We start from the raw sequence: 26,990 nt of genomic DNA, 5'->3' as shown, positions 1-26,990 counted from the left end.
TGGTTCTTCGGCGGTCATTCAACCTTATCCATAAGCTCTACCACCCAGGACTGACAGGATCCCGCCCGGAGCCCCGCCTAGGATGGATTGACCGCCCGCCAACCTGAAGGATGCTCCGTGCGAAGTTTTGTCTCCGCTGCCGCCACCGTGCTGGCAGTCCTGCTGGCCGCAGTGGCAGTCCCCGCCATCTGGCTGGACCGCAACATCGTCCAGGAACAGGGCTTCGTTGAGCTGGCGGCTCCGCTCGGCAGGGATCCGGGGTTCCAGCAGCAGCTGGCCACGGCCGCAGTGGCAACCATCGATACCAGCGCCGTTCCCGGGTTTCTTTCGGACCTGGTCCAGCCGGTGCTGGAGGATTCCGCATCAGCACTGGCCGCCCTGCCGGAGTATCCGGCCGCCTGGGAGGAAACGCTGCGCAAGAGCCACCGGCTCAGCTTCGCCGGCCCGGCAACGGACGACGGCGGATCAGCGCCCGCTTCATCGCTCACCCTTGATGTCGCCCCCTTGGTGTCGCTGGGCGCCGGGGAGATCTCGCGCACCACGGGGCTGCCGCTGGACCCGCCGGACCAGACCCTCATCAATGTGGGCCAGCCCGAGCACAAGGAATGGACCGAGAGGCTCACCACGTACGCCCCCGCCGGATACCTGCTGGCCGCAGGCTCGGCGATCGCACTGCTCCTGGCCCTGGTGGCGGCGAACCGGCGGTGGTCAGTGGTTGCCGGTGCAGGAGCAGGCGCGCTCGTCCTCGCGGCTGCATGGTCCCTGGGGTCCGGGATCGCGTCCGCTGCTGTTGTGTCCGCGGACAGCGGAAATGAGGTTGCCAACATGTTCAGGGACGAGTTCGTGGCTGCCGCTGCAGCAGATTTCAGCGGCTGGACCATGGCAGCGGCGGTTGGGGGCGGTGCCTTGTTGCTGCTGGGCGTGGTGGCCGGGCTGGCCACGCGAAAGCGGGCGCGGGCAAGCCGGTAGCATGGAGTAATGACCCCCTCAGCTGTTTCCCTTTCGATGCCCACCATCCCGCGTAGGCGCCGCTCACCTGAGGAAGTTGCTGCCGCAGCCCCCGTCTCCGGGACCAAGAAGGTGCTGCTCGCTGCTCCCCGCGGTTACTGCGCCGGCGTTGACCGTGCCGTCATCGCCGTCGAGAAGGCCCTGGAGCACTACGGCCCTCCGGTGTACGTGCGGAAGCAGATCGTCCACAACGTGCACGTGGTCAGCTCCCTGGAGGAGCAGGGTGCCATTTTCGTCGACGAGACCGACGAAGTGCCCGAGGGTGCCCTGGTCATCTTCTCGGCCCACGGCGTATCGCCGGCAGTTGTCCAGTCCGCCGAGGACCGCGGCCTGCGCACCATCGATGCCACCTGCCCCCTGGTGACCAAGGTCCACAAGGAAGCTGTCCGGTTTGCGAAGGACGATTTCGACATCCTGCTGATCGGCCACGACGGCCACGAGGAAGTCGAGGGCACGGCCGGCGAAGCCCCGGAACACATCCAGATCATCAACGGCCCCCACGAAGTGGACAAGGTCACCGTCCGGGACCCCGAAAAGGTGATCTGGCTTTCCCAGACCACCCTCAGCGTGGACGAAACCATGGAGACCGTCCGGCTGCTCAAGCAGCGGTTCCCCACCCTGCAGGATCCGCCCAGCGATGACATCTGCTACGCCACCACCAACCGCCAGGTGGCCATCAAGAAGATCTCGCCGCAGGCAGACCTGGTGATCGTGGTGGGCTCAGCGAACTCCTCCAACTCTGTCCGGCTCGTGGAGGTGGCCCTGGAGTACGGGGCGAAGGCGTCCTACCGCGTGGATTTCGCCAACGAGGTGGACGAGGCCTGGTTCGAAGGCGTGGCCACTGTGGGCGTGACGTCCGGGGCATCCGTTCCGGAAGTCCTGGTCCAGGACGTCCTGCGCCTGCTGGCCGACTACGGCTACGGCACCGTGGAGGAAGTCGTCACCGCTGAGGAAGACCTGCTCTTCTCGCTGCCCAAGGAACTCAGGGCGACACTCAAGCAGGCCGGCGACGTCAGCCGTGCCCTGGGTGGACGCCGCTCCCGGGACTGACCGGCACCCAGCCGAACCGGCGCAGGTTTGTGGTGTGCGCAGGTTCGTGGTGTGCGCAGCCGGTGACTGTGCATCTGATTGCAGTTCGTAGTGATTGTTGTTGAAGTGGGCCCGGCAACTGCCGGGCCCACTTTTGTGTCCCCTTGGCGTGGCTTTCAGGCTGCCTCGTGGTCGCTTTGCAGTTCAGGCGCCGCCAGGGCCCGCGGGGTGACCTCAACAACGGGAGGGGCAGCAAGTCCGGATTCCTCAAGCGAGTTCAGTTTGCGTGCCGTGGGAAGGACACGGGCCTCCAGGGTCCCCACCATGGCGTTGTAGCGGTCCACCGACGATTTCAGGGACGAGCCCAGTTTGGTGACGTTCTCGCCCAGGGTCCCCATCCGGTCGTACAGCTGCCGTGCCAGTTCGAACAACTCCCGGGCGCTGTCCGTCAGGACGTCCTGCCGCCAGGTGAAGGCCACGGACTTGAGCACGGCCAGCAGCGTGCTGGGCGATGCCAGGACCACGTTCTTGGACAGTGCATGATCAAGGAGACCGGCGTCCGCCATGAGCGCGGCGGCCAGGATGGATTCGGCAGGGATAAAGCAGATCACCAGCTCGGGGGAGTTGCCCGGAATGTCCCAGTACTTCTTGCTGCTCAGGGAATCAACGTGAGCCCGCAACGCCTTGGCATGGGCGGCCAGCAGCGCCTGCTGGTTCCGGCGGTCGCTCCCGGACAGCGGTCCGGCCTGCCGGGCGCGGGAACCGTCGGCGGCGCGGAGGTCCTGCGCCGCGCCAAGTTCCTGGGCTTCCAGGTAGGAGGAGAGCGGTACTTTCGCATCCACCACCAGCTGTTTCTCTCCCGGCAGCTGCACCACCAGGTCCGGCCTCACGCCCGAATCGTGCCCGGCACTGTGGACCTGCTCCACGAAATCGACGTGCCGCAGCATGCCGGAGGCTTCCACCACCCGCCGGAGCTGGACTTCACCCCACTGGCCGCGGGCGCTGTTCGACCGGAGGGCAGACTCCAGTGCATGGGTCGAGCGGATCAGCTGTTCGTCGGAGAGCCGCGCTTCCTGCAACTGCTGGGCGAGCTGGCCGTATTGCTCCACCCGGTCCCGTTCCAGCAGCGCCACCTGCTGCTGGACGGCCGTCAGTTTCTCCGCCACCGGGGCCAGCGCCCGCAGCACGCTGCCGTCCTGTGTCCGGGCCTCTCCCAGCTCGCGGTTCTGTGCCGCCAAAAGCCTTCGCTCGGCGTCGGCCGCGGCAAACTGCGCGCTGACCTCGGAAAGCCGTGACGACACGGCGTCGAAGTCCTCCTCCAGGCCACGCGTGTTTTTCCGCAGCACGAAGAACACAACGGCAGCACCCGCCAGGGCGCCCAGCAGCAGCATGAACAAAGCAAGAATCAAGGCGAAACCATCCATGCCCTCACTGTCGCACGGGGCTGTGACATTTTGCCGAAGCGACATTTCCCCCGGCCGGCACCGGACCCCGGGCCGCCCGCTGCGGGTAGAATAAATCCTCGTGGCTCTTACTATTGGCATCGTCGGACTGCCCAACGTCGGCAAATCAACTCTCTTCAACGCGCTCACCCGCAACCAGGTCCTGGCAGCGAACTACCCGTTCGCCACCATCGAACCCAATGTCGGCGTCGTGAACCTGCCCGACCCCCGGCTTCAGAAGCTGGCTGAGATCTTCGGTTCGCAGCGCCTCCTGCCCGCACCGGTGTCGTTCGTGGACATCGCCGGCATCGTCAAGGGTGCCTCGGAAGGAGAAGGCCTGGGCAACAAGTTCCTGGCCAACATCCGCGAAGCCGAAGCTATTGCCCAGGTGGTGCGGGTGTTCGACGACCCCGATGTCATCCACGTCGACGGCAAGGTTGATCCGCGCTCGGACATGGAAACCATCAATACCGAGCTGATCCTGGCTGACCTGCAGACCATCGAGAACGCGATTCCGCGGATCGAAAAGGAAGTCAAGATCAAGAAGCGGGAAGCCGCGGAGCTTGCCGCCATCAAGGCAGCCCAGGTGGTCCTGGAGCGCGGCGACACCATCTTCTCTTCCATCAAGAGCGACAAGCTGGAGATGGAACACCTCAAGGAGCTCGGCCTCCTGACGGCCAAGCCGTTCATCTACGTCTTCAACGCCGATGAAGGCATCCTGGGCAGTCCCGAAAAGCAGGAAGAACTGCGGGCTATGGTTGCCCCGGCGGACGCCGTTTTCCTTGACGCCAAGCTCGAAGCCGACCTCGTGGAACTGGACGAGGAAGAAGCCCGCGAGATGCTGGAGATGAATGGCCAGGACGAATCCGGCCTGGACCAGCTGGCGCGCGTCGGCTTCCACACGCTGGGGCTGCAGACCTACCTGACCGCCGGCCCCAAGGAAACCCGCGCCTGGACCATCCGCCAGGGCGATACGGCACCGCAGGCTGCAGGGGTAATCCACTCTGACTTCCAGCGCGGCTTCATCAAGGCCGAGGTGGTGTCCTTCAACGATCTGGTGGAAGCCGGGTCCATGGCCGAGGCCAAATCCCGCGGCAAGGTCCGCATTGAGGGTAAGGAATACGTCATGGCCGACGGCGACGTGGTGGAGTTCCGCTTCAACGTCTAGGCCACAGAATCTCCAGACGGGCCCATCTGCTGCCGCGCGTGGGCCCGTCTCGTCCAGCATCAGGGAACCGTCCCGCGCTCGGCTGCCTGCAGCACGTGACCTAGGATCTACCCATGACGACTCTTCAGGGTGCGGTTGTTCTGGTAGTTGGCGCCACCGGCGGGCTCGGTTCGCGCATCGCCGCCCAGCTGGAAAGCAACGGCGCCATCGTCGCCCGGTCGTCAAAATCTGCGGGGCACGATCTGCGCGACCCCTCCGTGATCCAGAAGGTGCTGGATGACACAACAGCGCAGTACGGACGCCTCGACGGGCTGGTGGTTGCGTCCGGGGTCGTGGCCTTCGGTGCCGCATCAGGGCTTGAACCCGCCACGGTGGACGAACTCTTCGCCGTGAACACGACCAGTCCGATCCAGCTCATCACGCGGAGCCAGCCCTACCTCGAGGCCTCGGCACGCGAGGGCCGGGAACCGTTCGTTGTCACACTGAGCGGCGTTGTGGCCGAAGCACCCGTCGCCGGCCTGGCGGCATACTCGGCGTCGAAGGCCGGGCTTGCGGCCTTCGTTGTCGCAGCGGCGCGGGAGTATCGCCGTGCGGGCATCCGGATCGTAGACGCCCGCCCAGGCCACACTGGCACCACGCTGTCCGATCATCCGATCGCCGGGTCAGCGCCGCAATTCGGCGCGGCACTGGATCCGGACCTGGTTGCAGCCCGGATTATCACCGCGATCGTCGACGGCGAGAAGGATCTGCCCAGCACCGCCTTCCACGCTCGTCCAAGTCCATAACTGCGCGCCAAAGAACCTAATGAATTCCGTCCAGGGTTCATTGCTGACGGCGCAGGCGCCCAGGCCCCTTATGGTTGGAAAATGACGTCCGGCCCGCACCTGCGCTTGGTTCTGCCGCATCAGTTGTTCCGCGAGCAAGTCAATGCGGCAGATGGGACCGTATTTGTGCTGATCGAGCATGACCTGCTCTTTCGCCAGTACTCGTTCCACTCCCACAAACTGGTCCTGCACCGGGCGTCCATGAGCCGGTTTGCCCGCCGCCTGGGCGGGAACGGCCAAGAGGTCATTGTCCTCCGCAGCGACTCCGGGCGCAGCTCGCGCCAGCAGCTCGCTGACCTGGTGCGCCGCCGCCGCCCGGCCCGGGTGACCTGGTTCGACGTGGTGGACGACTGGCTTGAACAGGACCTCCATGCCGGCCTGGCCGACGGCGGCTACCGGATGCGCGGCGAGGATGTGCTGGAGACGCCTAACTTCCTCACCGACCGAAGCCAGATTGACCAGTGGTTTGCCGCCAACGCTGCCCGCATGCATGACTTCTACGTGTGGCAGCGCCGCCGCCTCGGCATCCTGGTCGACGGCGGGGAGCCGGCAGGCGGGAAATGGTCCTTTGACGCAGACAACCGGAAGAAGCTTCCCCGGGGGTACACGCCTCCCACGGTAGGCCGGTTCGCCCGCCACCCCATCCAGCGGCCGGAAGGTACCTTTGACCTTGACTCCCTGACCGGACCGGAAGCCCCTCCCGGGGACGCGGGGTCGGACGACGTCGAACAGGCGATTGCCTGGGTGACGGAGGAGTTTCCGGATGCTCCGGGCGATCCCGCCCTGTTTGCCTGGCCCACGAGCGCGGACGAGGCACGCAGCCACCTGCAAGAATTCGTCCGCGAACGGCTGGACGACTTCGGCCCCTACGAGGACGCAATTTCCACAACGCATCCGTTCATCGCCCACGGCCTGCTCACTCCGGCGTTAAATATCGGTCTGCTGGACCCGCGGGAGGTCCTGGAGGCCGTGCTCGAGGGTGCAGGCCCAAATACTCCCCTCGCCTCCCTGGAGGGTTTCGTCCGGCAGGTGATTGGCTGGCGTGAATACATGCGTGCCACCTACCGGACCCGCGGCTGGCAGATGCGCACCGCCAACCGGTTGAGCCACAGCAACGGGCTGGGGGACGGATGGTGGGATGCAGGTACCGGGTTGACTCCGGTGGACCTGGTGATCCGCGGGTGCTTGCCACGGGGTATGCCCACCACATTGAGCGGTTGATGGTCCTGGGCAACGCCATGTCCCTGCTGCGGGTCCATCCGGACGACGTCTACGAATGGTTCATGGAACTCTTCGTCGACGCGTACGACTGGGTGATGGTCCCCAACGTGTATGCCATGAGCCAGTTCGCCGCGGGGGAGGAGATCACCACGAAACCGTACGTTTCCGGCAGCAATTACCTTCGCAGGATGTCGGACCTGCCGGCGGGGGAATGGGTGCACGACTGGGACGGGCTCTACTGGACCTTCATCGATGACCACCGGGAGGTCTTCGCACGGAATCCGCGCTCCCGGATGGCGGTCTCCCTGCTGGACGCCATGGACCCGGAGAAGCGGCGGGAGCACCGCCGTCGTGCTGAAGCCCTGCTCGGCGCAGGGCAGGAGGCAACACGGCTGCTGCGGGCGGCACCGGCAATCAAGGGGCCGCACGCACTATCCTGAGTACAGGGCGTGATCCTGGCGATTCCAGGAGCCCCTCCCGCAGAAGGAAAAGAAGGAGGCGGCATGCCGTTCAGGCGTCTGGTGCACTACATCACCGCGGCCGTGGCGGCCGCCCTGGTCCTGTCTGGGTGTTCAGGCAACGGCGGCACCGCTCCCGTGGTGGTGGGGGAAGCCAAACGCGGCGGCAGCGTGACCGTGGCGGAGGCCAACACTTTCTCGTCCTTCAACCCTTACAGCGCGGACGGCAACACCGATATCAACTCCAAGATCGGTTACATCACCCACTCAGGCTTCTACTACCTGGATGACGCCGCAAAGGTAGTGCGGAACGAAAAATTCGGGCGCTTCGAGAAGGTCTCGGACCAGCCGCTGAAGGTCAGGTACACCGTCAACGAGGGCGTTAAATGGTCCGACGGCGAGGCGGTCGACGCCGGCGACCTCCTCCTGAGCTGGGCGGCCGGGTCAGGTTATTTCGACGACGCCGACCCCCTGGCGGGCACAGGCACCACATACTTCTCAGTAGCCTCCGACACCAGCGGCCTTGCCGGAACCGTCCTGCCGGAAATCGGGGCAGACGGCCGCTCCATCACCCTGGAATACGCCGTCCCCTACGCTGACTGGGAAGTGGCGTTCGACGTCGGCCTGCCGGCGCACGTGGTGGCAGCCAAGAGCGGCCTGAACGACGAGGAAGACCTGGTTGACCTGATCCGGGACTCGCCCCGCGGCAACGGGGAGGAGCCTGCCGTCAATGAACCCCTCAAACGGGTCAGCGATTTCTGGAACTCCGGGTTCGACACCAAAAGCCTGCCCGAGGATCCTTCCGTGTTCCTCTCCAGCGGCCCGTACATAGTGCGCGACATCGTCCCCGAGGTCTCCATGACCCTCGTCCGGAACCGCGACTACGTGTGGGGCCAGGAGCCCTGGCTGGACGAAATAACCATCCGCTTCACCGGCTCCGTGCCCACGGCAGTCGAAGCGCTCCGGAACGGCCAGGCGGACATCATCTCGCCGCAGCCTTCCGCCGAAACCGGGGAACTCCTGGCAGGGCTTGCGGACCAGGGCAACACCGTCGAGTGGTACAACCAGTCAGGCTACGACCACCTGGACCTCAACTTCTCCGGGCCGTTCGCCGACGAGGACATCCGCCAGGCGTTCCTTAAAACGGTACCCCGCCAAGCCATTATTGACGCCGTGGTGGGCGACCGGCAGCCCGATGCGGCACCGCTGGATTCGCACGTGTTCCTGCCCTCCCAGCCCAAATACAACGACACCGTTAAGGACAACGGCTCGTCGGACTACGCGGAGGTGGACATCGATGGGGCAAAGGCGCTCCTGGATGGTGCCACCCCCACCATTCGGATCCTCTACAACCGGGACAACCCCAACCGCGCCACAGCATTTTCCCTGATCAGGGACTCTGCCGCGCAGGCAGGCTTCCAGGTGGCCGATGCGGGGGAGGGGAGTGCTGACTGGGCCCGGGCGCTCGGCGGGGAAGGCTACGATGCCGCGCTGCTGGGATGGATTGGCACCGCAGCGGGGGTCAGCCGCGTCCCCCAGATTTTCCGTACCGGGGCCGGCAGCAACTTCAACGGCTTTTCCGACGGCGACGCCGACAGGCTGATGGAACAGCTTGCCGGCACCACGGACCTGGGCAAGCAGGATGAGCTGCTGGCGGAGATCGACAAACAGATCTGGGAAAGCGCCTATGGCCTCCCGCTCTACCAGACCGTTGGTGCCACTGCCTTCAGCGCCCGGGTGGCGGGCGTCAAGACGAGCGCCGGCCCCCTGGGTGTTTGGTGGAACGTGTGGGACTGGCGCCTGGCGCAGCCGTCAGCATCCTGAAATTGGCGGACAAAAGCTTCCAGCCTGGCCGATTCGCCGTAGGGGCTACCGGCGAGTAGCATGTGACTTGCACAACTTCCGTTGACCGACTAGGCGTTCAGTTCGAGCCGGTCACGGTTTGGCAACGGAGTACCAGTATCTGGACTTCGTGCGGTTAGGCTACTCGTATATGTAGGTTGCGTCACAGTCGAAAGCTGCGTCTCACCTGCGGGGAAGCACCAGATTCCCCCTCGTTATCTCCCACAACTCATAGGAGGCGGAATGCGTTTTACGCGCACTTCCAAAGCACTGGGCATGGTGGCAATCGCCGCCCTCGCCCTGACCGGCTGCGGCGCTGGAGGCGGCAGCAATGAAGGGGCAAGCGACGCCGCAGGCGATCCGGCCAAGATCATCACCGCCTACAGCAACGAACCACAGAACCCGTTGCTGCCGGCAAACACCAACGAAGTCTACGGCGGCCGCGTTGTAGAGCTTCTCTTCGAAGGCCTGACCAGCTACAGCCCCAGCGGCGAGTCGGTCAACGCGCTGGCAGAGTCCATCGAATCCCCGGATGGCCAGAACTACACCATCAAGGTCAAGAGCGGCACCAAGTTCACCAACGGCGAGGAAGTCACCGCCAAGAGCTTCGTTGACGCATGGAACTTCGCAGCGCTGAGCACCAACGCCCAGGCGAACAGCAGCTTCTTTGAGTCCATCGAGGGCTACGACGCCGTCAGCGCCACCAAGAAGGAAGGCGAGACGGAGGTTCCCGCCCCCACGGCCGAGACCCTCTCCGGCCTGGTCCTCAAGGATGACTCAACCATTGAGGTCAAGCTGACGCAGCCGGAGGCCGACTGGCCCCTGCGCCTTGGCTACACGGCCTTCATGCCGCTTCCCTCCGAGGCCATCGCTGATCCCAAGGCTTTCGGCGAGAACCCCGTTGGCAATGGCCCCTACAAGATGGCCAAGGAAGGCGCCTGGCAGCACGACAGCCAGATTGAACTCGTCAAGAACGAGGACTACGCCGGTACCCGCGAAGCCAAGAACGGCGGCGTGACCTTCAAGTTCTACACGGACCCGGCTCCCGCCTACACCGACATCCAGGCCAACAACCTGGACGTCACGGACGTCCTTCCGACCAACGCCCTGAAGACCTACACCACGGACTTCCCGGACAACCACCTGAACAAGCCTTACGCAGGCAACTCCACCCTGAACATCCCGGGCTACCTGCCCGAGTTCCAGGGCGAAGCCGGCAAGCTGCGCCGTCAGGCCATCTCCATGGCCATCAACCGCGACGAGATCACCAAGGTCATCTTCAGCGGTACCCGCATTCCGGCCAAGGACTTCACCTCCCCGGCCGTGGACGGCTACAACGAGAACGTCGAAGGATCCGACGTCCTGAAGTTCGACGCCGCCAAGGCAAAGGAAACCTGGGAAAAGGCGAACGCCATCAGCCCGTGGCCGGCTGACAAGACCCTTCAGCTCGGTTACAACACCGATGGCGGCAACAAGGAATGGATCGACGCCGTCGCCAACAACCTGAAGAACAACCTCGGCATCCAGGTCGAAGGCCAGCCCTTCGCCAAGTTTGCCGAACTTCTGGACCTCCGTAAGTCCCAGACGCTTCCCGGCTTCGCCCGGGCCGGCTGGCAGGCAGACTACCCGTCGCTCTACAACTTCCTCGGCCCGCTGCTGCGGACCGGCGCCAGCGCCAACTACGAGGGCTACTCGAACCCCGAGTTCGACAAGCTCCTTGACGAAGGCCTGGGTTCGAAGTCCACCGACGACGCCAACGCGAAGTTCACCGAGGCCCAGGAAATCCTGTTCCAGGACCTGCCCAACCTCCCGCTGTGGTACTCCGCACGCCAGGTCGTGTGGAGCCAGAATGTCACGAACGTGGACAGCGGCTGGAACGGTGTCATCCAGTACTACAACATCACCGCAAAGTAGTCCTGAGACCGTCCAACTCAAATAGCTAGTGGGGGTCCGGCACCAGCCGGGCCCCCATAGCCTTGATACCGGCAGGAAGCTGTCCTACATGAAATTCCCCCCATCTCCACAAACCCCGGAGGGTCTGCTGTGATCCAGTTCATTCTCCGGCGGTTGCTCCAAGTCATCCCCGTTTTCCTGGGCACCACCCTGCTGGTCTACTTCATGGTGTTTGCCCTTCCCGGGGACCCCATCAGGGCGCTCTTCGGAGACCGTCCCCCGAGCGAAGCCGTGATCGCGGCCCTTCGCCAGCAGTACAACCTGGACCAGCCGTTCTGGGTCCAGTACGGCCTGTTCCTCAAGAACCTCTTTACGTTCAACCTGGGTGTTGACTTCACCGGCCAGCCCATCGCCGCCACCCTCGGCCGCGTCTTCCCCGTCACCGTGATGCTGGCCGTCGAAGCGCTGGTCATCCAGGCAGTGTTCGGCATCGGCTTCGGACTCATCGCCGGCCTCCGCAAGGGAAAGATCTTCGATTCGACCGTCCTGCTGGCCTCGCTCGTCGTCATCGCCATCCCCATCTTTGTCCTCGGCTTCGTCCTGCAGCTCGTCTTCGGCGTCTACCTCGGCTGGGCCAAACCCACCGTGGGCACTGACGTCAGCTGGAGCACGCTGCTGCTCCCGGCCTTCGCGCTTGCGCTGGTCTCCTTCGCCTACGTGCTCCGCCTCACCCGCGCGTCCGTGATTGAAAACTCGACGGCCGATTACGTGCGTACCGCTACTGCCAAGGGCCTGTCCCGGCCGCGGGTAGTCATGGCGCACATCCTCCGCAACTCGATGATTCCGGTCGTCACCTACCTGGGCGCCAGCCTCGGCGGCCTGATGGGCGGCGCCATTGTCACCGAAGGCATTTTCAACGTCCCCGGTGTGGGGCAGAAGCTCTACCAGGCAATTCTCCGCAGCGAAGGACCCACCGTCGTCGCGATCGTGAGCGTGCTGGTGCTGGTCTTCGTTATCGCCAACCTGCTGGTTGATTTGCTGTACGCCTGGCTTGATCCGAGGATTCGCTATGAAAAGTAACCAAGACACCACGCACTTCGTTGCCCCGCTGGAGGAGACCCCTCTGCTGGCAACGGATGCGGTGAAGACTGACCAGGCCCCGCTGAGCCTGTGGGCTGACGCCTGGCGGAAGCTCCGCCGTCGTCCGCTGTTCATCGTCTCGGCAGTGATGATCCTGGTCATCCTTGTTGTGGCGTTCTTCCCGGGCCTGTTCACCCAGACTCCGCCGAACGACAACTGCCAGCTGGCAAACTCGGACGGCGCGCCCTCGGCCGGACATCCGTTTGGATTCACCTTCCAGGGCTGCGACGTGTACGCCCGCGTCATCTACGGCACGCAAGCCTCGGTCATGGTTGGCGTGTTCGCCGTCATTGGCGTGCTCATCATCGGGGTGACCCTGGGCGCACTGGCCGGCTTCTACGGCGGCTGGCTCGATGCCGTGATCGCCCGCCTCGGCGATATCTTCTTTGCACTGCCGCTGGTGCTCGGCGCACTCGTGGTTACCCAGCTGCCGTTCTTCCGCGAAAACAAGAGTGTATGGACGGTCATCATGATCATCGTGCTGCTTGCCTGGCCGCAGATGGCAAGGTTGACCCGCGGCGCGGTGATCGAAGTCCGCAATGCCGACTTCATCACGGCCGCCCGGTCGCTGGGTGTGTCCAGGATCCAAAGCCTCATCAAGCATGTGCTGCCCAACGCCCTCGCCCCCATCATCGTGCTGGCCACCATGGAGCTGGGCGTGTTCATTGTGCTGGAGGCGACGTTGTCCTTCCTTGGCATCGGCCTTCCCGGCAGCATCATGTCCTGGGGCAACGACATTTCCGCGGCGCAGTCCTCAATCCGCACCAACCCCGCAGTGCTCCTTTACCCGGCTGCCGCCCTGTCCATCACCGTCCTGAGCTTCATCATGTTGGGCGACGCCCTGCGCGATGCTCTTGACCCGAAGAGCCGCCAGCGATGAAAGAGGCACATGTGACTGCATCAGACGTCACCATTACCGAAGCCGGATCACCCGCAAACCGGCCGCTCCTGGAAATCCGGGACCTGGCCATCACGTTCAACACCAGCAACGGCGAAGTGAACGCTGTCCGCAATGCCCACCTCACCATCATGCCGGGCGAGACCGTGGCGATCGTGGGCGAGTCAGGCTCAGGCAAATCAACAACCGCCCTCGCGGCCATCGGCCTGCTGCCGGCAAACGGACGGGTCTCCGGCGGACAGATCCTGCTGGACGGCGAGGATATCTCGCACGCGCCGGAAAAGCGGATGATCGAGCTGCGCGGCAACACCATCGGCATGGTGCCCCAGGACCCCATGTCCAACCTCAACCCCGTGTGGAAAATCGGATACCAGGTCAAGGAAACCCTGCGCGCCAACGGCAGGCCCAGCGGACCGGAGGACATCGCGAAGGTCCTGTCCGAGGCAGGCCTTCCGGATGCCCACCGCCGCGCCAAGCAGTACCCGCACGAGTTCTCCGGCGGCATGCGCCAGCGGGCCCTGATCGCCATCGGCCTGTCCTGCCAGCCCCGGCTGCTGATTGCGGATGAGCCCACGTCGGCGCTGGATGTCACGGTGCAGCGGCAGATCCTGGACCACCTTGAAGGCATGACCTCCGAGCTTGGTACAGCTGTCCTGCTGATCACCCACGACCTTGGCCTTGCCGCTGAACGCGCGGACAAGGTTGTTGTCATGTACCGGGGTCAGGTGGTCGAATCCGGGCCGTCGCTGGAGCTGCTGCAGAACCCGCAGCATCCCTACACCAAGCGGCTCGTGGAGTCGGCACCGTCCCTGGCCAGCCGGCGGATCCAAGTTGCCAAGGAACAGGGCGTGGAAGCGGCGGACCTCCTGGCTCCGGCCGCTGAGGCACTTGCCGCTGACAACGTGCTGCAGATCCAGGACCTGCGAAAGGTGTACAAGCTCCGGCAGGGCCTGGGCAAATCATCCGATTTTGCGGCCGTCGACGGCGTTACCTTCGACGTCCTTCGGGGAACCACGACGGCGATCGTGGGGGAGTCGGGCTCCGGCAAGTCCACAGTGGCCAAGATGGTGCTGCAGCTGGAGAAGCCCACCGACGGCAGGATTCTTTTCGACGGCGTGGACACCTCGCTGCTGAAGCCCTCGGAACTGTTCAAGTTCCGGCGCCGGGTGCAGCCCATCTTCCAGGATCCCTACGGCTCCCTGGATCCGATGTACAACATCTACCGGACCATTGAGGAGCCGTTGCGGGTCCACAAGATCGGGAACAGGGCCAGCCGCGAGAAGAAGGTCCGCGAGCTGCTGGACCAGGTGGCGCTGCCGCAATCCACCATGCAGCGGTACCCGAACGAGCTCTCGGGCGGGCAGCGGCAGCGCGTTGCCATTGCCCGTGCGCTGGCATTGGACCCCGAAGTCATCATCTGTGACGAGGCGGTGTCCGCCCTGGACGTCCTGGTCCAGGCGCAGGTGCTGAACCTCCTGGCTGACCTGCAGTCCAACCTGGGCCTGACCTACCTCTTCATCACCCACGACCTCGCGGTGGTCCGCCAGATCGCGGACCACGTCTGCGTGATGGAGAAGGGGCGCCTGGTGGAGACAGGATCCACGGACGACGTCTTCGACGCTCCGCAGCAGGAGTACACGCAGGCGCTGCTCAACGCCATCCCGGGGGCCAAGCTGATGCTTCCGCCGGAAGTTGCATAAGGACCAGGCAGCACAACAGGAACGGCTGGAGCCGGGGCCTTCGGGCCCCGGCTCCAGCCGTCTGCTTGTCAGTCCTGTCCCGGGGCGCCGTCCACGGTGCCCGAGGCGCGCAACGGCTGCTGGTCCGCCGTCGGCTTCCGGTCCAGGCCCAGTTCCCGGAGGCGAGCCTCGAGGAGGGTTCCCAATTTTTGGTGGCCTGCGGGGTTCATGTGCACGGAGTCGGCCAGGTCCTTGACCAGGCCATACCGGGTCAACCAGTCGCCCACGGATACAAAGGGCAGGGCATGGGACGCAGCCACCGACCCCAGCACGGCATCAACTTCGGTTCGGCGGCCGCCGCCGTGGGCCTCGCCACGGGCAAGCGTTCCAATCATCGCCATGCGCGTGCCCGGGTAGCGCTCCCGGAGCTCGGCGATAAGGCGTTCGGCGTTGGCGGCTATCCGTCTGTTACTCGCTCCGCCGGCGGCGTCGTTGCCGCCTCCCTGGATAACGATGAGCGCCGGCGTGCCGGAGGGAAGCAGCCAGTCGCCACTCAGTAGGGCATCGATGTAGTTGCCTGTTGCGCCGTTCGAGGAGACAAAACCGGTCCCGCCCCGGCCGCAGAAGTACACCTTGTACCCTGCCGCAGCCAGGCCGAGGCGTGGCCAGCCGTCCACCGGTTCCGCCTGTGAATCACCGATCAGCAGGACAGTCCTGCTGATCTCGGGGATCACGGCCTCAAGCCGCCCGTTGGCCGGATTCACAACGCGGGAACCGGCAGCTATTCCAGCAGGATTCCCTGGTGCCCCCTGGGAACCGCCCGGTACTGCCTCCGCCGCAACTGGACGGACGGGATTTTCGGGGGACGGGGCGGGCACGCCGCAGCCGGAGAGGACAACAGCAGACAAGGCAACAACCGCAGCGACGCCGGCACAACGGGTCCAGGCCCTGGCGGCCGGGGATCTTCGCATCTGGTGTCTTTCGGGCTTGCACGGTCTGTCAGAGCAATCATGTGGCATGGCGATCCGTATGACCAGTGATATTGCCCACAATTTTCCGTGGCGGAGCAGGGCCGGCGCCACGAGGTGCCCGCACACTGCCGGAGAATTTAGGCCAATAAATGGCACTGGCGCTAGAATGGAGGAAGGCGCCCTGTGCTAAGGGCCTGATCCGTCGTGCGTTCCGGTTGGAAATGTCGCGATACAACAGCTGACTTTCACCACTGAATCGAGCCATTACGCATGTCTGAAACCACCACCAACACCGCGGTAGCCACTGCATCACGCAGTGACCTCCGCAACGTCGCGATTGTGGCCCACGTTGACCACGGCAAGACCACCCTGGTCGACGCCATGCTCAAGCAGACCAACTCCTTTGCCGAGCACAACCACCTTGAAGACCGCGTGATGGACTCCGGTGACCTGGAGCGCGAAAAGGGCATCACCATCCTGGCCAAGAACACCACCGTGGCCTACAACGGACCGTCCTCCAACGGCGAGACCATCACCATCAACGTCATCGACACCCCCGGCCACGCCGACTTCGGCGGCGAGGTGGAGCGCGGCCTGTCCATGGTCGACGGCGTCGTCCTCCTCGTTGACGCTTCCGAGGGCCCGCTGCCCCAGACGCGCTTCGTGCTGCGCAAGGCCCTCGCCGCGCACCTGCCCGTCATCCTGCTGGTCAACAAGACCGACCGTCCCGATGCCCGCATCGAGGAGGTCGTCCACGAGTCCATGGACCTCCTCCTTGGCCTTGCCTCGGACCTGGCGGACGAAGTTCCGGACCTGGACCTGGACAAGATCCTCGAAGTTCCCGTTGTCTACGCAGCTGCCAAAGTTGGCCGCGCTTCCCTGGAGCAGCCCGCTGACGGCACCGCTCCGGAGAACGAAGACCTGGAGCCGCTGTTCAAGACCATCATCGAGCACATCCCGGCACCCACCTACAACCCGGAGGGTGTGCTGCAGGCACACGTCACCAACCTGGACGCCTCCCCGTTCCTGGGCCGTCTCGCCCTGCTGCGCATCTACAACGGCACCCTGCGCAAGGGCCAGACCGTTGCCTGGGCACGCGCCAACGGTGAGCTCAAGAACGTGAAGATCACCGAACTCCTGGCCACCAAGGCCCTGGACCGCGTTCCCGCTGAGTCTGCAGGCCCGGGCGAGATCGTCGCCGTCGCCGGCATCGAGGACATCACCATCGGCGAGACCCTGACCGACGCCGAGAACCCGCAGCCGCTGCCGCTGATCACCGTGGACGATCCCGCGATCTCCATGACCATCGGTATCAACACCTCGCCGCTGGCCGGCAAGGTCAAGGGCGCCAAGGTCACCGCGCGCCAGGTGAAGGACCGCCTGGACAAGGAACTGATCGGTAACGTCTCCATCAAGGTTCTCCCCACCGAGCGTCCCGACGCCTGGGAAGTCCAGGGCCGTGGCGAGCTGGCGCTGGCCATCCTGGTGGAGCAGATGCGCCGTGAAGGCTTCGAGCTGACGGTGGGCAAGCCCCAGGTTGTCACCAAGACGATCGACGGCAAGATCCACGAGCCGATGGAGCACATGACCATCGACGTCCCCGAGGAGTACCTCGGCGCCGTGACCCAGCTGATGGCAGCCCGCAAGGGCCGCATGACCAACATGGCCAACCACGGCACCGGCTGGTGCCGGATGGAATTCATCGTTCCCGCCCGCGGCCTCATCGGCTTCCGCACCAAGTTCCTCACGGACACCCGCGGCGCCGGCATCGCAGCGTCCATCTCCGAGGGCTACGAGCCGTGGGCCGGCCCCATCGAGTACCGCACCAACGGCTCGATGATTGCTGACCGCGCCGGTGTTGTCACGCCGTTCGCCATGATCAACCTGCAGGAGCGCGGCTCGTTCTTCGTCAAGCCCACCTCCGAGGTTTACGAAGGCATGATCGTGGGCGAGAACTCCCGCGCCGACGACATGGACGTCAACATCACCAAGGAAAAGAAGCTCACCAACATGCGTGCAGCCTCCTCCGACACCTTCGAGAACCTGACGCCGCCGCGCGACCTGACCCTCGAAGAGTCCCTCGAATTCGCCCGCGAGGACGAGTGCGTGGAAGTGACCCCGGAAGCCATCCGCATCCGCAAGGTCATCCTGGACACCAACGAGCGCGCCAAGGCCAACCGCGCCCGCGCCAAGGTCTAAGAGTTTTTGTCCAGATAAGGTGGCTTGAGGGCTCTTGAACCCCGCATAGCTGGACAAAAACTTATCGAAGAGCCGGTACGGCGGCGCGGATTTCCCGCCGTCGTACCGGCTTTTTCTGCTTCCCGGGGCATTGAAGGCCGCACGGCAGTGAGGACCGCGCCTACTGAGCGGGCCGGCGCCGCTCGGGTGCCGGCGGAACTTCCTTGGCGGCCACTACGTCTGAGAGCTGGATGACGACGTCGGCCTTCCGCGTGCGGATGGTGCACGCACCGGCGTCGCACGCCACCAGATGGCCCAAGGCATCCGTCAGGCCGCCCTCAATGCGGTACCGCACCACCACGCGCATTCCGGGTGCTGCGCCGGAGAGGAACCCGGCAGGGGCAGGTACAGGCTGACTCACCAGTTCATACTAGGGTGTCCGGCTAGGTTCGCGGGAACGGGCTGGGAGATAATAGGCTCAGATGTCAATGGTCCGGCCCAGCGCCGGATGCAAGTACCGGCGGGTTGCCGGAACCAACGTGGAGAGGCCAGGGACGTGACGTACGTAATCGCGCAGCCGTGTGTAGATGTCAAGGACAAGGCATGTATTGAGGAATGCCCCGTCGACTGCATCTATGAGGGTGAGCGTTCGCTGTACATCCATCCGGACGAGTGCGTGGACTGCGGTGCCTGTGAACCGGTGTGCCCTGTTGAAGCCATTTACTACGAGGACGACACCCCGGAGGAATGGGCGGACTACTACAAGGCGAATGTGGAGTTCTTCGACGACCTCGGCTCGCCGGGCGGGGCAGCGAAGGTCGGCAACACCGGCAAGGACCACCCGATGATTGCCGCGCTGCCGCCGCAGAACCAAGACCACTGACGCGGGAATCTACCGTGACCGCAGCAGCGAGGACGTTTGGCCTGGACCTGCCCGACTACCCGTGGGAAGCCATGGCGCCATATGCCGCCAAGGCAGCGAAGCACCCCGGCGGGGCCGTCAACTTGTCCATCGGGACCCCGGTGGACCCGACCCCCGCCCTGATCCAGGATGCGCTGAAGGCCGCTGCTGACGCTCCGGGATACCCCACCGTGCACGGCACCCCGGCTTTGCGTGAAGCCATCGCAGGATGGTTTGAAAGGCGCCGCGGCGTCGCGGGGCTTGATCCCCGCAACATCATGCCCACTGTTGGCTCCAAGGAACTGGTGGCCTGGCTGCCGCTCCTGTTGGGGCTCAAGCCCGGAGACGTCGTCGTCCGCCCCAAGGTCGCTTACCCCACGTATGACATCGGCGCCACCCTCGCAGGTGTTACGTCCGTGGCGACGGACAACCTGGACGAACTGGACGACGCCACCCGTGCGCGCGTGCGGCTGATCTGGGTCAATTCGCCGGGCAACCCGACGGGCAGCGTCCGGGGGGTCGACTCCCTGAAGGCACTGGTGGAGCAGGCGAGGGATTTGGGCGCCGTGGTGGCCTCCGATGAGTGCTACGCGGAACTTGGCTGGGGCGACTGGGATGTCCAGCGCGGCGGACAGGCCGTGCCCAGCATGCTGGATCCGCGCGTGGCCGGCGGCTCCCATCAAGGCCTGCTGGCCGTCTACTCCCTGAGCAAGCAGTCCAACGTGGCGGGCTACCGGGCAGCGTTCGTGGCCGGCGACCCCGGGCTCATGCCCAACCTCGTGAACAGCCGCAAGCACGCAGGCATGATCGTGCCCTATCCGGTGCAGGAGGCCATGCGTGTGGCGCTCGGCGACGACGCCCACGTGGAGGCACAAAAGGACCTTTACCGGGGGCGCCGCGAGCGGCTTGTTCCCGCGCTGCTGGACTTCGGCCTTGAGATCAAGGATTCCGACGCCGGGCTGTACCTGTGGTCCACCGCCGGCGAAAGCACGTGGGACACCGTGGGGCGGCTGGCGGAGCGGGGCATTGTGGTGGGCCCCGGGGTTTTCTACGGTGAGGCCGGCAACGGCTACATCCGCGTCGCCTTGACGGGATCGGACGAGCGCATCGACGCAGCGGTGTCCCGGCTCGTTGCGGCGCCGTAACAATACTGTGACTCGCGCCACAACGGCACGGTTTTAGGGGCTTCCGGATGGTCTCGGATTAGTGGCACCCGCCAAGGGGCGGTACTTTTTAAGTGACTATCAATGGTGGCTTTCTACAAGAAGGCAGCCCGGGTGTTGGAACCTGTGTTCTCAGGCTTCGTGCGCGGCTCACCTGATGTTGGATCAAGCTTTCGACAGAGGCCCAGAAGCCTCATGAAGGGGACTCCATGACTGAGACCAACAATGCGGCCACCCTGCACCATGCAGGAGGCGAGCTCAAGCTGCCGCGCATCCAGGTTGTTGAGGGAAACGAGGGCTACGACGTTTCCAAACTGCTGAAGCAGACGGGCGCAGTCACCTTTGACCCCGGCTTCATGAACACGGCAGCCACGACTTCGGCGATCACCTACATCGACGGCGATGCTGGCATCCTGCGCTACCGCGGATACCCCATCGAGCAGCTGGCGCAGCACTCCAGCTTCCTTGAGGTGTCCTACCTTTTGATCTACGGCAACCTGCCCAGCCCCACGGAGCTGGAAGAGTTCGACCAGAAGATCCGCCGCCACACCCTGCTGCATGAAGAGCTGAAGGGCTTCTTCAGCGGATTCCCGCGGGACGCGCACCCCATGCCCGTGCTGTCCTCGGCAGTGTCGGCGCTGTCCACGTTCTACCAGGACTCGCTGGACCCGTTCAACGCCGAGCAGGTGGAAGTTTCCACGATCCGCCTGATGGCCAAGATGCCGGTGATCGCGGCATACGCGCACAAGAAGTCCATTGGCCAGCCCATGCTGTACCCGGACAACTCCCACAACCTCGTGGAAAACTTCATGCGCCTGAGCTTCGGCCTCCCGGCCGAGCAGTACGAAGTCGACCCGGTCATTGCCAAGGCGCTGGATCTGCTGCTGATCCTGCACGCGGACCACGAACAGAACTGTTCAACGTCCACTGTGCGCCTGGTGGGCTCGTCCAACGCCAACCTGTTCGCATCGGTGTCCGCGGGCATCAACGCGCTCTTCGGGCCCGCGCACGGTGGTGCCAACGAGGCAGTGCTCAAGATGCTCCGCCAGATCCAGGCCGACGGCACCAAGCCCGAGGACTACATGGAGAAGGTCAAGAACAAGGAAGACGGCGTCCGGCTCATGGGCTTCGGGCACCGTGTCTACAAGAACTACGATCCGCGCGCGAAGATCGTCAAGGCCACTGCCCACGAGATCCTCAGCAAGCTTGGCGGCAACGACGAACTGCTGGACATCGCACTGCGCCTTGAAGAGAAGGCACTCAACGATGACTACTTCATCCAGCGCAAGCTCTACCCGAACGTGGACTTCTACACCGGCCTGATCTACAAGGCCATGGGCTTCCCGGAGAAGATGTTCACGGTACTGTTCGCAATCGGCCGCCTCCCTGGCTGGATTGCCCAGTGGCGCGAAATGATCAGCGACCCGAACACCAAGATCGGCCGTCCGCGCCAGCTCTACATCGGCGAACCGGAGCGTGACTACCCGGTCCGCTGACCTCCGTTTCAGCAAGGCCTGACGTACGACGGCGGCCGCCCACCTTCCAAAGGTGGGCGGCCGCTTGCGTTGATGGGGGAGATCAGGCGTTGTAGCCCTGCGGGTTGTTCTTCTGCCAGCGCCAGTGGTCCTCGCACATCTGGTCAACGGTTTTGGTGGTGGACCAGCTGAGGTCCGCCAGGGCGGACGTAGCGTCGGCCCAGAAGGCGGGGAGGTCGCCGGCGCGGCGGCCGGTGATCTCGTAGGGGATGGGCTGCCCGACTGCCTTCTCGAAGGAGCGCAGCACCTCCAGGACGGAGGAGCCCTTGCCGGAGCCCAGGTTCCAGCGGAAGACGCCTGTGCGCTCCGCAACGTAGTTGAGCGCGGCCACGTGCCCTTCGGCAAGGTCCACAACATGAATGTAGTCGCGCAGGCAGGTGCCGTCCGGGGTGTCGTAGTCGCCGCCGAAGACCATCAGCTTCTCGCGGCGGCCGACTGCCACCTGGGCGATGAAGGGTACAAGGTTGTTCGGGATGCCCTGGGGGTCCTCGCCGATCCGGCCGGAGGGGTGTGCGCCGACGGGGTTGAAGTAGCGCAGCAGGGCTATGTGCCAGCGGGAGTCCGCGGCGCCCAGGTCCGAGAGGATGTCCTCGATCTGCTCCTTGGTCCGGCCGTAGGGGTTGTTGGCCCCGATCTCCATCTTCTCCACGTAGGGGATCGGGTTGTGTTCGCCATAGACGGTGGCTGAGGAGCTGAAAACGATGGACCGGACGTCGTGGCGGTCCATGACCCGGATGAGGTTCAGGGTCCCCACCAGGTTGTTGTGGTAGTACTTGAGCGGTTCCCGGACCGATTCGCCAACGGCTTTCAGCCCGGCGAAGTGGATCACCGCGTCAATGGGGCTGGCGGCGAAGACGCGCTCGACGGCGGCCTCGTCCACCAGGTCGACGTTGTGGAACTCCGCGGTCTTGCCGCTGAGCTCGGCAACCCGGCGGAGCGATTCCTCGCTGGAGTTGACCAGGTTGTCGATGACCACCACATCATGGCCGGCTTCCTGCAGGGATAAAACAGTGTGGGAACCAATGTAGCCGGTGCCCCCGGTGACCAGAATTTTCATGCTTCTAACGCTATCCCACGGACACTTGCTGCCGCCGCAGTGTTCCGGATGCCGGGCAGGGCCGCCGAACCCCGGGCCGGCGCGAAGTTGCGGCACGGCATGCCGGACCCCCTCAAGGAGCACATCCGTGCTAAATAGGAGGAGTGCCAAAAATTGTAGATGCCGAAGCCCGCCGCCAGGACGTTGTTGAAGCAGTTCTCCGCATCATTGCGGGTGACGGCCTGGAGCGGGCTTCCCTCCGGGAAACGGCGGACGAAGCCGGGCTGGCGGTTGGTTCTGTCCGGCACTATTTCGCAGGCAGCGAGGAGTTGCTGGCATTCTCCTTCGCCTCAGTGGTGGACCGCATCGTTCGCAGGCTTGAAGCGTCACTGCCTGACGTTCATGCGGCGGATCCTGGTAGCCCCGGGCACCGGGCTGCCATATTAACCCTTCTGTGCGGACTCCTGCCCCTGGACGGGCCCCGCGCGCTTGAGGTCTGCGCGTGGATGGCGTTCCGGAACGCGGCGAGGGTGCGTCCGTTCCTGGCCGCCGAAGCAGACAGGAGCCACCGGGAGGTGGCCGTCATCGTGGGCGCCGTTATCAGTGCGTTGAGGCCGGAGGGCGAGCCAAAGGAAAACCTGGTGGTGGAAGCCGAGCGGCTTCTTGCCACCCTGGACGGGCTGTGCATGCACGCCCTGCTGCAGCCCGGATGGATGACCCGGGAGATGTGCATCGAAGTCCTGGAACAGCACCTCGACGGGATGTGATGAGTGCCACTAACGTGGGCACAAGGGGGAATAGACTGGGAGCCGGGGGAGCTACCGGATCACCCCGGCATGGGCGCGCGACGGAAGGACGTCGGATGTATCAGACAAGCGGCACCAGGTGGCAAATCACCGCGGACACGTCGGGGCCAATGATGATAGCCCTGTTCGTCCGGGATACTGCAGGCCTGGACGGCGTTGGGCACCCCGCGTTGTCCCATGCAGCGCCTAAGGTACGCCGCGCCGATCATTCACACCTGACCGCGGATGTGGGCGGCCTGAGCGCATTGAAGACCGAGTGGGAGGCGTGGTGGGAGCAGTTGCTCAAGGCGCACCCCCAGACTTCACCTGAGCTGTCGCCGCCGGAATTCGACGCTTTTGGCAATTCTCCCGCCCTGCAGCGCGTGCTCCAGGCACACTTCGGCTCCGCCCTCACATGGGCGCGGGAGCGCAGGAGCGAATATGCCGAGCTTGAGGCGGAGCGGGCCGCCAGCGGTGCGGACCAGCTTCTTGAGGACATGGTGGACGACAGGCTTATGGAGGTTGGCCGGGACTCCCGGGACTTCAAACTGACGATCATCGAGCTGCCCCTTAATGAGCAGCGGGCCTGGTACCTGGAGCCGGACAAGATTATTATGAGCAACCGGCTGATGGCCGAACCTGAGCTCTTCCGCAGCTACGTGCAGCCGGTGGTCGAGATCCTCGTGTAGGGACGTCCACCAAGCAACAGCCGGGAGGTCTTCCTGCGGCAACCGTTCAGCTGCCGGTTCCTTGCGCCGCCACGGTGATCCGGACCTGTCCGTCCGTGGCTGCCGAGGCCTGCCACCCGTCCCGCGCTTCCCGGTCCCAGCTCCGGCCGGCGACCTCCACCCGGGTGACCTCGAAGCCTTTCGCGTTGGCAACCGCCCATTGCGCCACGGACCACGCCTGGCTGCCTGCGGCGTCCACCACCAGCGTTCCACCCTCAACAACGGTCCCGAGCGGCCCGTAGGCCTGGCTCAGCTCAGCCGACAGCGCTGCGGTGTCTCCGCCCGCACCAGCCGCCCGCAGGGTGCACTGGACGGCTTCGGGCGTCTGGCCGGACAGCCCGGAGGCAAAGGTCCGCCCCATTTCCTCGTGCTGCGCGTAGGCGGTGGGGTAGGCGGACCGCTGGACGCGCTGTGCTGCGTCCGTGATCTCCAGTGACTCATAACCGGGTATTTTGACCAGGGCGTCGTAAAAGGCGTTCGCAGCGTAGTAGGGATCCATGATCTGGGCCTCGGTTCCCCATCCCTGGGAGGGTCGCTGCTGGAACAGCCCCCGGGAGTCCGGACCCGCCTTGTCCCCGTGGTCAATGTTCCGGAGCTTGGACTCCTGCATGGCGGTGGCGAGGGCGATGCTCGCAGCACGCGGCGGAAGCCCGCGCTGCACCGCCACGGCGGTGATCAGGGATGCGTTGACGGCCTGGTCCGGGGCGAGTTCCGACGTACGCTCACCGATAGAGGCCCTGCAGCGCTCCGAAACAAGCGTTTCCGAGCGCTGCAGGAAAAACACGGCCGAGTAAATGCCGCCTGCCACCAGTGCCAGGGTGAGCACCAGTCCTGCGAGGCGGCGCAGTCCGCGTCTTCGTGCCATGGAATGATCAGTTGGCGTGGAGGGCGTCGTTCAGTTCCACGGTCTGGCCTTTACGGGGGAGGACCTCTACCGCGCCGGTGGTGGAATTGCGGCGGAACAACAGGTTGGGCACACCGGACAGCTCGGCAGCCTTCACGATCTTGGTGGTGTCCTCGCCCACCTCGTCCTTGGGCCCCGGTACCCGCACCCGGGTCCCGGCCGTCACGTACAGGCCGGCTTCCACCACGGAGTCGTCACCGATGCTGATGCCCACGCCGGAGTTTGCCCCCAGCAGCACACGCTCGCCGATGGTGATCTTTTCCTTGCCGCCCCCGGAAAGCGTGCCCATGATGGAAGCCCCGCCGCCCACGTCACTGCCGTCGCCGGTGACCACGCCGGCCGAGATGCGGCCTTCCACCATCGACGTGCCCAGGGTTCCGGCGTTGAAGTTCACGAAGCCTTCGTGCATCACGGTGGTTCCTTCGGCCAGGTGCGCACCCAGCCGCACCCGGTCGGCGTCGGCAATTCTTACTCCGGAAGGAACAACGTAGTCCACCATGCGCGGGAACTTGTCGATGCCGTAGACGGTGACGGCGCCGCGGCGGCGCAGCCGCGCCCGCGTGAGCTCAAAGCCTTCCACGGCGGCGGGTCCGAAGTTGGTCCACACGACGTTGGGGAGCCTGCCGAAGATGCCGTCGAGGTTGATGGTGTTGGGGCGGACCAGGCGGTGCGAGAGGAGGTGCAGCCGCAGGTAGGCGTCGGCGGTATCTGCCGGGGCTTCATCGAGGTGGATCTGGACGAAAACGACCTTCTGCTCGGTGCCGCGGTCCTGGTCGGCACCATTTTCGGCAATGCTGGTCAGCGCCTCATCCGCGTTCTCGACCGAACGCAGGTTTTCGGCGGCCACGCCAAGGGCCGGAGCAGGAAACCAGACATCCAGGACGCTGGCGTCCCTGGTGGAAACGGTGGCCACGCCGAAGCCGTAGGCAGAGCGGTGGTCAGTGGATGCAGGCGAGGTTTCGGGCACGGCAGAAGAAGCAGTCTCAGTCATGGCCCCAGTCTATCGACGGGCGGGGACAGGGTCCGAACTAGACTGGCTTCGTGACTGCCGAAACCACTCCCCAGCCTTCCACCCTGCAGCTCGACCTCCGCCAGGATGTTGCGCTCCTTACTGCCGCCATCATGGACATCGACAGCGTGTCCGGGAACGAAAAGGAACTCGCGGACGCCGTGGAGGCGGCCCTGCTGGCCATTCCCCAGCTGAGCGTGCTCCGTGACGGCGATTCGATCATTGCCCGCACCGAATTGGGCCGCCCGGAGCGCGTCATCCTTGCAGGGCACCTCGATACGGTGCCGCTGCCGCTGGCAGGGGGTGCCAAAGGGACCGTGCCTTCCAGCTGGGAGTCCGGTATCCCGGGGGAGGGGATCCTGTACGGGCGGGGTGCCACGGACATGAAGGGCGGCGTTGCGGTCCAGCTGGCCCTGGCGGCCACAATGTTCGACGACGGCGCCGCGCCGAAGCGGGACGTCACCTTCGTGTTTTACGACCACGAGGAAGTGGAAGCCGTCAAGAGCGGCCTGGGGCGCCTGGTCCGCAACCACGGCCACCTGCTCCACGGCGACTTCGCCATCCTCCTGGAACCGACGGACGGCACGGTGGAGGGCGGCTGCAACGGCACCAGCAGGTTCGAGGTGGCAACGGTGGGGGAGGCGGCACACTCCGCCCGCGCCTGGATGGGCAGCAACGCCATCCACGCCGCGGCACCCGTCCTGGCGAGGCTGGCCGGTTACGAACCGCAGACCATCGCTGTGGACGGACTCGAGTACCGCGAAAGCCTCAACGCCGTGAAGATCAACGGCGGTACGGCCGGCAATGTGATTCCGGACCGGTGCGTGGTGGAAATCAACTACCGGTTCGCGCCGGACAAAAACCCCGACCAGGCTGAAGCCGTAGTGCGGGAGCTGCTGGCGGGTTTCGACGTTGTGCGCACGGATGCTGCCGCAGGAGCCCGGCCCGGACTGAACCACCCGGCTGCCGCGTCCTTCGTTGCCGCCGTGGGAGCCGAGCCGAAGCCCAAATACGGCTGGACCGACGTCGCCCGTTTCAGCGAGCTGGGGATCCCGGCGGTGAACTTCGGTCCGGGGGACGCGCTGCTGGCCCACAAGGACAACGAACACGTCCACGCGGATGCCATCCGCACCTGCCTGCGGGCGCTGCAGGACTGGCTCGCAACCTGAACTTAAAAC

Annotated in this window: 24 protein-coding genes; 18 read left to right on the top strand and 6 right to left on the bottom strand. The window is 64.9% G+C overall.

Translation table 11 applies throughout. From position 1 onward, the window contains the following. Positions 1 to 117: 117 nt before the first annotated feature. Both ABRP28_RS08715 and ABRP28_RS08710 read left to right on the top strand, forming a co-directional pair. A complete protein-coding gene (locus ABRP28_RS08715; RefSeq protein ID WP_350001913.1) occupies positions 118 to 969 on the top strand; it encodes a hypothetical protein in 852 nt (283 codons plus the stop codon). Positions 970 to 978: 9 nt separating this feature from the next. Then, positions 979 to 2,058 carry a 4-hydroxy-3-methylbut-2-enyl diphosphate reductase gene (locus ABRP28_RS08710; RefSeq protein WP_188809698.1) on the top strand — a complete coding sequence of 360 codons (1,080 nt, stop codon included), beginning with the start codon at positions 979 to 981 and terminating at the stop codon, positions 2,056 to 2,058. Between the two features lie 155 nt (positions 2,059 to 2,213). Here ABRP28_RS08710 and ABRP28_RS08705 read toward each other — a convergent pair whose 3' ends face one another. Continuing rightward, the gene (locus ABRP28_RS08705; RefSeq protein ID WP_350001910.1) at positions 2,214 to 3,461 is read right to left on the bottom strand and encodes a DNA recombination protein RmuC; all 1,248 of its coding nucleotides are present in this window, start codon (positions 3,459 to 3,461) and stop codon (positions 2,214 to 2,216) included. Positions 3,462 to 3,561: 100 nt separating this feature from the next. Here ABRP28_RS08705 and ychF point away from each other — a divergent pair, with 100 nt between their 5' ends. The 9 genes from ychF (at position 3,562) to ABRP28_RS08660 (ending at position 14,623) form a co-directional block, all read left to right on the top strand. Beyond that, entirely contained in the window at positions 3,562 to 4,647 is a 1,086-nt protein-coding gene (gene ychF / locus ABRP28_RS08700; RefSeq protein ID WP_350001909.1) for a redox-regulated ATPase YchF, read from the top strand. Between the two features lie 113 nt (positions 4,648 to 4,760). After that, positions 4,761 to 5,432, top strand: coding sequence for an SDR family NAD(P)-dependent oxidoreductase (locus ABRP28_RS08695; RefSeq protein WP_350001907.1), 672 nt, complete (start codon positions 4,761 to 4,763; stop codon positions 5,430 to 5,432). Between the two features lie 81 nt (positions 5,433 to 5,513). Beyond that, positions 5,514 to 6,692, top strand: a complete 1,179-nt coding sequence (locus ABRP28_RS08690) for a cryptochrome/photolyase family protein (protein ID WP_350001905.1) — start codon at positions 5,514 to 5,516, stop codon at positions 6,690 to 6,692. Further along, positions 6,692 to 7,132: a hypothetical protein gene (locus tag ABRP28_RS08685; protein WP_350001903.1), complete on the top strand. Its 441-nt coding sequence runs from the start codon at positions 6,692 to 6,694 to the stop codon at positions 7,130 to 7,132. Before ABRP28_RS08690 ends, ABRP28_RS08685 begins: the two co-directional genes overlap by 1 nt. A 63-nt stretch (positions 7,133 to 7,195) precedes the next feature. After that, positions 7,196 to 8,974, top strand: coding sequence for an ABC transporter family substrate-binding protein (locus ABRP28_RS08680; RefSeq protein ID WP_350001902.1), 1,779 nt, complete (start codon positions 7,196 to 7,198; stop codon positions 8,972 to 8,974). A gap of 261 nt (positions 8,975 to 9,235) precedes the next feature. After that, positions 9,236 to 10,906, top strand: a complete 1,671-nt coding sequence (locus ABRP28_RS08675; protein ID WP_350001900.1) for an ABC transporter substrate-binding protein — start codon at positions 9,236 to 9,238, stop codon at positions 10,904 to 10,906. 129 nt (positions 10,907 to 11,035) lie between these two features. Next, on the top strand, positions 11,036 to 11,965 hold the full coding sequence (locus tag ABRP28_RS08670; protein ID WP_066277571.1) for an ABC transporter permease: 930 nt from the start codon (positions 11,036 to 11,038) through the stop codon (positions 11,963 to 11,965). Next, positions 11,955 to 12,905, top strand: coding sequence for an ABC transporter permease (locus ABRP28_RS08665; protein WP_350001898.1), 951 nt, complete (start codon positions 11,955 to 11,957; stop codon positions 12,903 to 12,905). The genes ABRP28_RS08670 and ABRP28_RS08665 overlap by 11 nt, the downstream gene beginning before the upstream one ends. A gap of 11 nt (positions 12,906 to 12,916) precedes the next feature. Further along, on the top strand, positions 12,917 to 14,623 hold the full coding sequence (locus ABRP28_RS08660; protein ID WP_350001897.1) for an ABC transporter ATP-binding protein: 1,707 nt from the start codon (positions 12,917 to 12,919) through the stop codon (positions 14,621 to 14,623). Positions 14,624 to 14,691: 68 nt separating this feature from the next. Here the strand turns inward: ABRP28_RS08660 and ABRP28_RS08655 are convergent, their stop codons facing one another. Further along, the gene (locus ABRP28_RS08655; RefSeq protein WP_350001895.1) at positions 14,692 to 15,573 is read right to left on the bottom strand and encodes an SGNH/GDSL hydrolase family protein; all 882 of its coding nucleotides are present in this window, start codon (positions 15,571 to 15,573) and stop codon (positions 14,692 to 14,694) included. Positions 15,574 to 15,843: 270 nt separating this feature from the next. Here ABRP28_RS08655 and typA point away from each other — a divergent pair, with 270 nt between their 5' ends. Further along, positions 15,844 to 17,772: a translational GTPase TypA gene (gene typA / locus ABRP28_RS08650; RefSeq protein ID WP_350001894.1), complete on the top strand. Its 1,929-nt coding sequence runs from the start codon at positions 15,844 to 15,846 to the stop codon at positions 17,770 to 17,772. A 160-nt stretch (positions 17,773 to 17,932) separates the two neighbouring features. Here typA and ABRP28_RS08645 read toward each other — a convergent pair whose 3' ends face one another. Continuing rightward, complete coding sequence (locus ABRP28_RS08645; protein ID WP_350001892.1) at positions 17,933 to 18,172, bottom strand: hypothetical protein; 240 nt, start codon at positions 18,170 to 18,172, stop codon at positions 17,933 to 17,935. Positions 18,173 to 18,307: 135 nt separating this feature from the next. Here ABRP28_RS08645 and fdxA point away from each other — a divergent pair, with 135 nt between their 5' ends. The 3 genes from fdxA to ABRP28_RS08630 all read left to right on the top strand — a co-directional run bounded on the left by fdxA (position 18,308) and on the right by ABRP28_RS08630 (position 21,311). Then, positions 18,308 to 18,634, top strand: a complete 327-nt coding sequence (fdxA, locus tag ABRP28_RS08640; RefSeq protein WP_026265673.1) for a ferredoxin — start codon at positions 18,308 to 18,310, stop codon at positions 18,632 to 18,634. A gap of 14 nt (positions 18,635 to 18,648) precedes the next feature. After that, positions 18,649 to 19,797, top strand: a complete 1,149-nt coding sequence (gene dapC, locus ABRP28_RS08635) for a succinyldiaminopimelate transaminase (protein WP_350001890.1) — start codon at positions 18,649 to 18,651, stop codon at positions 19,795 to 19,797. Between the two features lie 227 nt (positions 19,798 to 20,024). Continuing rightward, positions 20,025 to 21,311 carry a citrate synthase gene (locus tag ABRP28_RS08630; protein ID WP_066277559.1) on the top strand — a complete coding sequence of 429 codons (1,287 nt, stop codon included), beginning with the start codon at positions 20,025 to 20,027 and terminating at the stop codon, positions 21,309 to 21,311. A gap of 82 nt (positions 21,312 to 21,393) precedes the next feature. Here ABRP28_RS08630 and galE read toward each other — a convergent pair whose 3' ends face one another. Then, positions 21,394 to 22,407 (bottom strand): UDP-glucose 4-epimerase GalE, encoded by a 1,014-nt coding sequence (gene galE, locus ABRP28_RS08625; RefSeq protein WP_231456374.1) that lies wholly within the window; start codon positions 22,405 to 22,407, stop codon positions 21,394 to 21,396. Between the two features lie 143 nt (positions 22,408 to 22,550). Here galE and ABRP28_RS08620 point away from each other — a divergent pair, with 143 nt between their 5' ends. Then, positions 22,551 to 23,153 carry a TetR family transcriptional regulator C-terminal domain-containing protein gene (locus ABRP28_RS08620; RefSeq protein ID WP_350001887.1) on the top strand — a complete coding sequence of 201 codons (603 nt, stop codon included), beginning with the start codon at positions 22,551 to 22,553 and terminating at the stop codon, positions 23,151 to 23,153. A gap of 95 nt (positions 23,154 to 23,248) precedes the next feature. Beyond that, positions 23,249 to 23,860, top strand: a complete 612-nt coding sequence (locus ABRP28_RS08615) for a hypothetical protein (RefSeq protein WP_350001885.1) — start codon at positions 23,249 to 23,251, stop codon at positions 23,858 to 23,860. A 46-nt stretch (positions 23,861 to 23,906) separates the two neighbouring features. Here the strand turns inward: ABRP28_RS08615 and ABRP28_RS08610 are convergent, their stop codons facing one another. Both ABRP28_RS08610 and dapD read right to left on the bottom strand, forming a co-directional pair. Then, positions 23,907 to 24,764 carry a hypothetical protein gene (locus ABRP28_RS08610; RefSeq protein ID WP_350001883.1) on the bottom strand — a complete coding sequence of 286 codons (858 nt, stop codon included), beginning with the start codon at positions 24,762 to 24,764 and terminating at the stop codon, positions 23,907 to 23,909. Positions 24,765 to 24,771: 7 nt separating this feature from the next. After that, positions 24,772 to 25,794, bottom strand: coding sequence for a 2,3,4,5-tetrahydropyridine-2,6-dicarboxylate N-succinyltransferase (gene dapD / locus ABRP28_RS08605; protein WP_350001881.1), 1,023 nt, complete (start codon positions 25,792 to 25,794; stop codon positions 24,772 to 24,774). 50 nt (positions 25,795 to 25,844) lie between these two features. Here dapD and dapE point away from each other — a divergent pair, with 50 nt between their 5' ends. Continuing rightward, positions 25,845 to 26,981, top strand: coding sequence for a succinyl-diaminopimelate desuccinylase (dapE, locus tag ABRP28_RS08600; protein WP_350001880.1), 1,137 nt, complete (start codon positions 25,845 to 25,847; stop codon positions 26,979 to 26,981). Positions 26,982 to 26,990 lie beyond the last annotated feature (9 nt).

This window comes from Pseudarthrobacter sp. WHRI 8279 (assembly GCF_040224115.2).
In the GTDB taxonomy this organism is placed as follows: domain Bacteria; phylum Actinomycetota; class Actinomycetes; order Actinomycetales; family Micrococcaceae; genus Arthrobacter.
This window is presented reverse-complemented; position numbering and strand designations above follow the sequence as displayed.

Excerpts from the sequence above, each read along its gene's own strand:
- ABRP28_RS08655 (WP_350001895.1), bottom strand. The coding sequence starts at position 15,573 with ATGCGAAGATCCCCGGCCGCCAGGGCCTGGACCCGTTGTGCCGGCGTC.
- ABRP28_RS08695 (WP_350001907.1), top strand. The coding sequence starts at position 4,761 with ATGACGACTCTTCAGGGTGCGGTTGTTCTGGTAGTTGGCGCCACCGGC.
- ABRP28_RS08615 (WP_350001885.1), top strand. The coding sequence starts at position 23,249 with ATGTATCAGACAAGCGGCACCAGGTGGCAAATCACCGCGGACACGTCG.
- ABRP28_RS08665 (WP_350001898.1), top strand. The coding sequence starts at position 11,955 with ATGAAAAGTAACCAAGACACCACGCACTTCGTTGCCCCGCTGGAGGAG.
- ABRP28_RS08675 (WP_350001900.1), top strand. The coding sequence starts at position 9,236 with ATGCGTTTTACGCGCACTTCCAAAGCACTGGGCATGGTGGCAATCGCC.
- ABRP28_RS08705 (WP_350001910.1), bottom strand. The coding sequence starts at position 3,461 with ATGGATGGTTTCGCCTTGATTCTTGCTTTGTTCATGCTGCTGCTGGGC.
- ABRP28_RS08690 (WP_350001905.1), top strand. The coding sequence starts at position 5,514 with ATGACGTCCGGCCCGCACCTGCGCTTGGTTCTGCCGCATCAGTTGTTC.
- ABRP28_RS08610 (WP_350001883.1), bottom strand. The coding sequence starts at position 24,764 with ATGGCACGAAGACGCGGACTGCGCCGCCTCGCAGGACTGGTGCTCACC.
- ABRP28_RS08630 (WP_066277559.1), top strand. The coding sequence starts at position 20,025 with ATGACTGAGACCAACAATGCGGCCACCCTGCACCATGCAGGAGGCGAG.
- typA (WP_350001894.1), top strand. The coding sequence starts at position 15,844 with ATGTCTGAAACCACCACCAACACCGCGGTAGCCACTGCATCACGCAGT.
- ABRP28_RS08680 (WP_350001902.1), top strand. The coding sequence starts at position 7,196 with ATGCCGTTCAGGCGTCTGGTGCACTACATCACCGCGGCCGTGGCGGCC.
- galE (WP_231456374.1), bottom strand. The coding sequence starts at position 22,407 with ATGAAAATTCTGGTCACCGGGGGCACCGGCTACATTGGTTCCCACACT.
- dapD (WP_350001881.1), bottom strand. The coding sequence starts at position 25,794 with ATGACTGAGACTGCTTCTTCTGCCGTGCCCGAAACCTCGCCTGCATCC.
- ABRP28_RS08685 (WP_350001903.1), top strand. The coding sequence starts at position 6,692 with ATGGTCCTGGGCAACGCCATGTCCCTGCTGCGGGTCCATCCGGACGAC.
- ABRP28_RS08710 (WP_188809698.1), top strand. The coding sequence starts at position 979 with ATGACCCCCTCAGCTGTTTCCCTTTCGATGCCCACCATCCCGCGTAGG.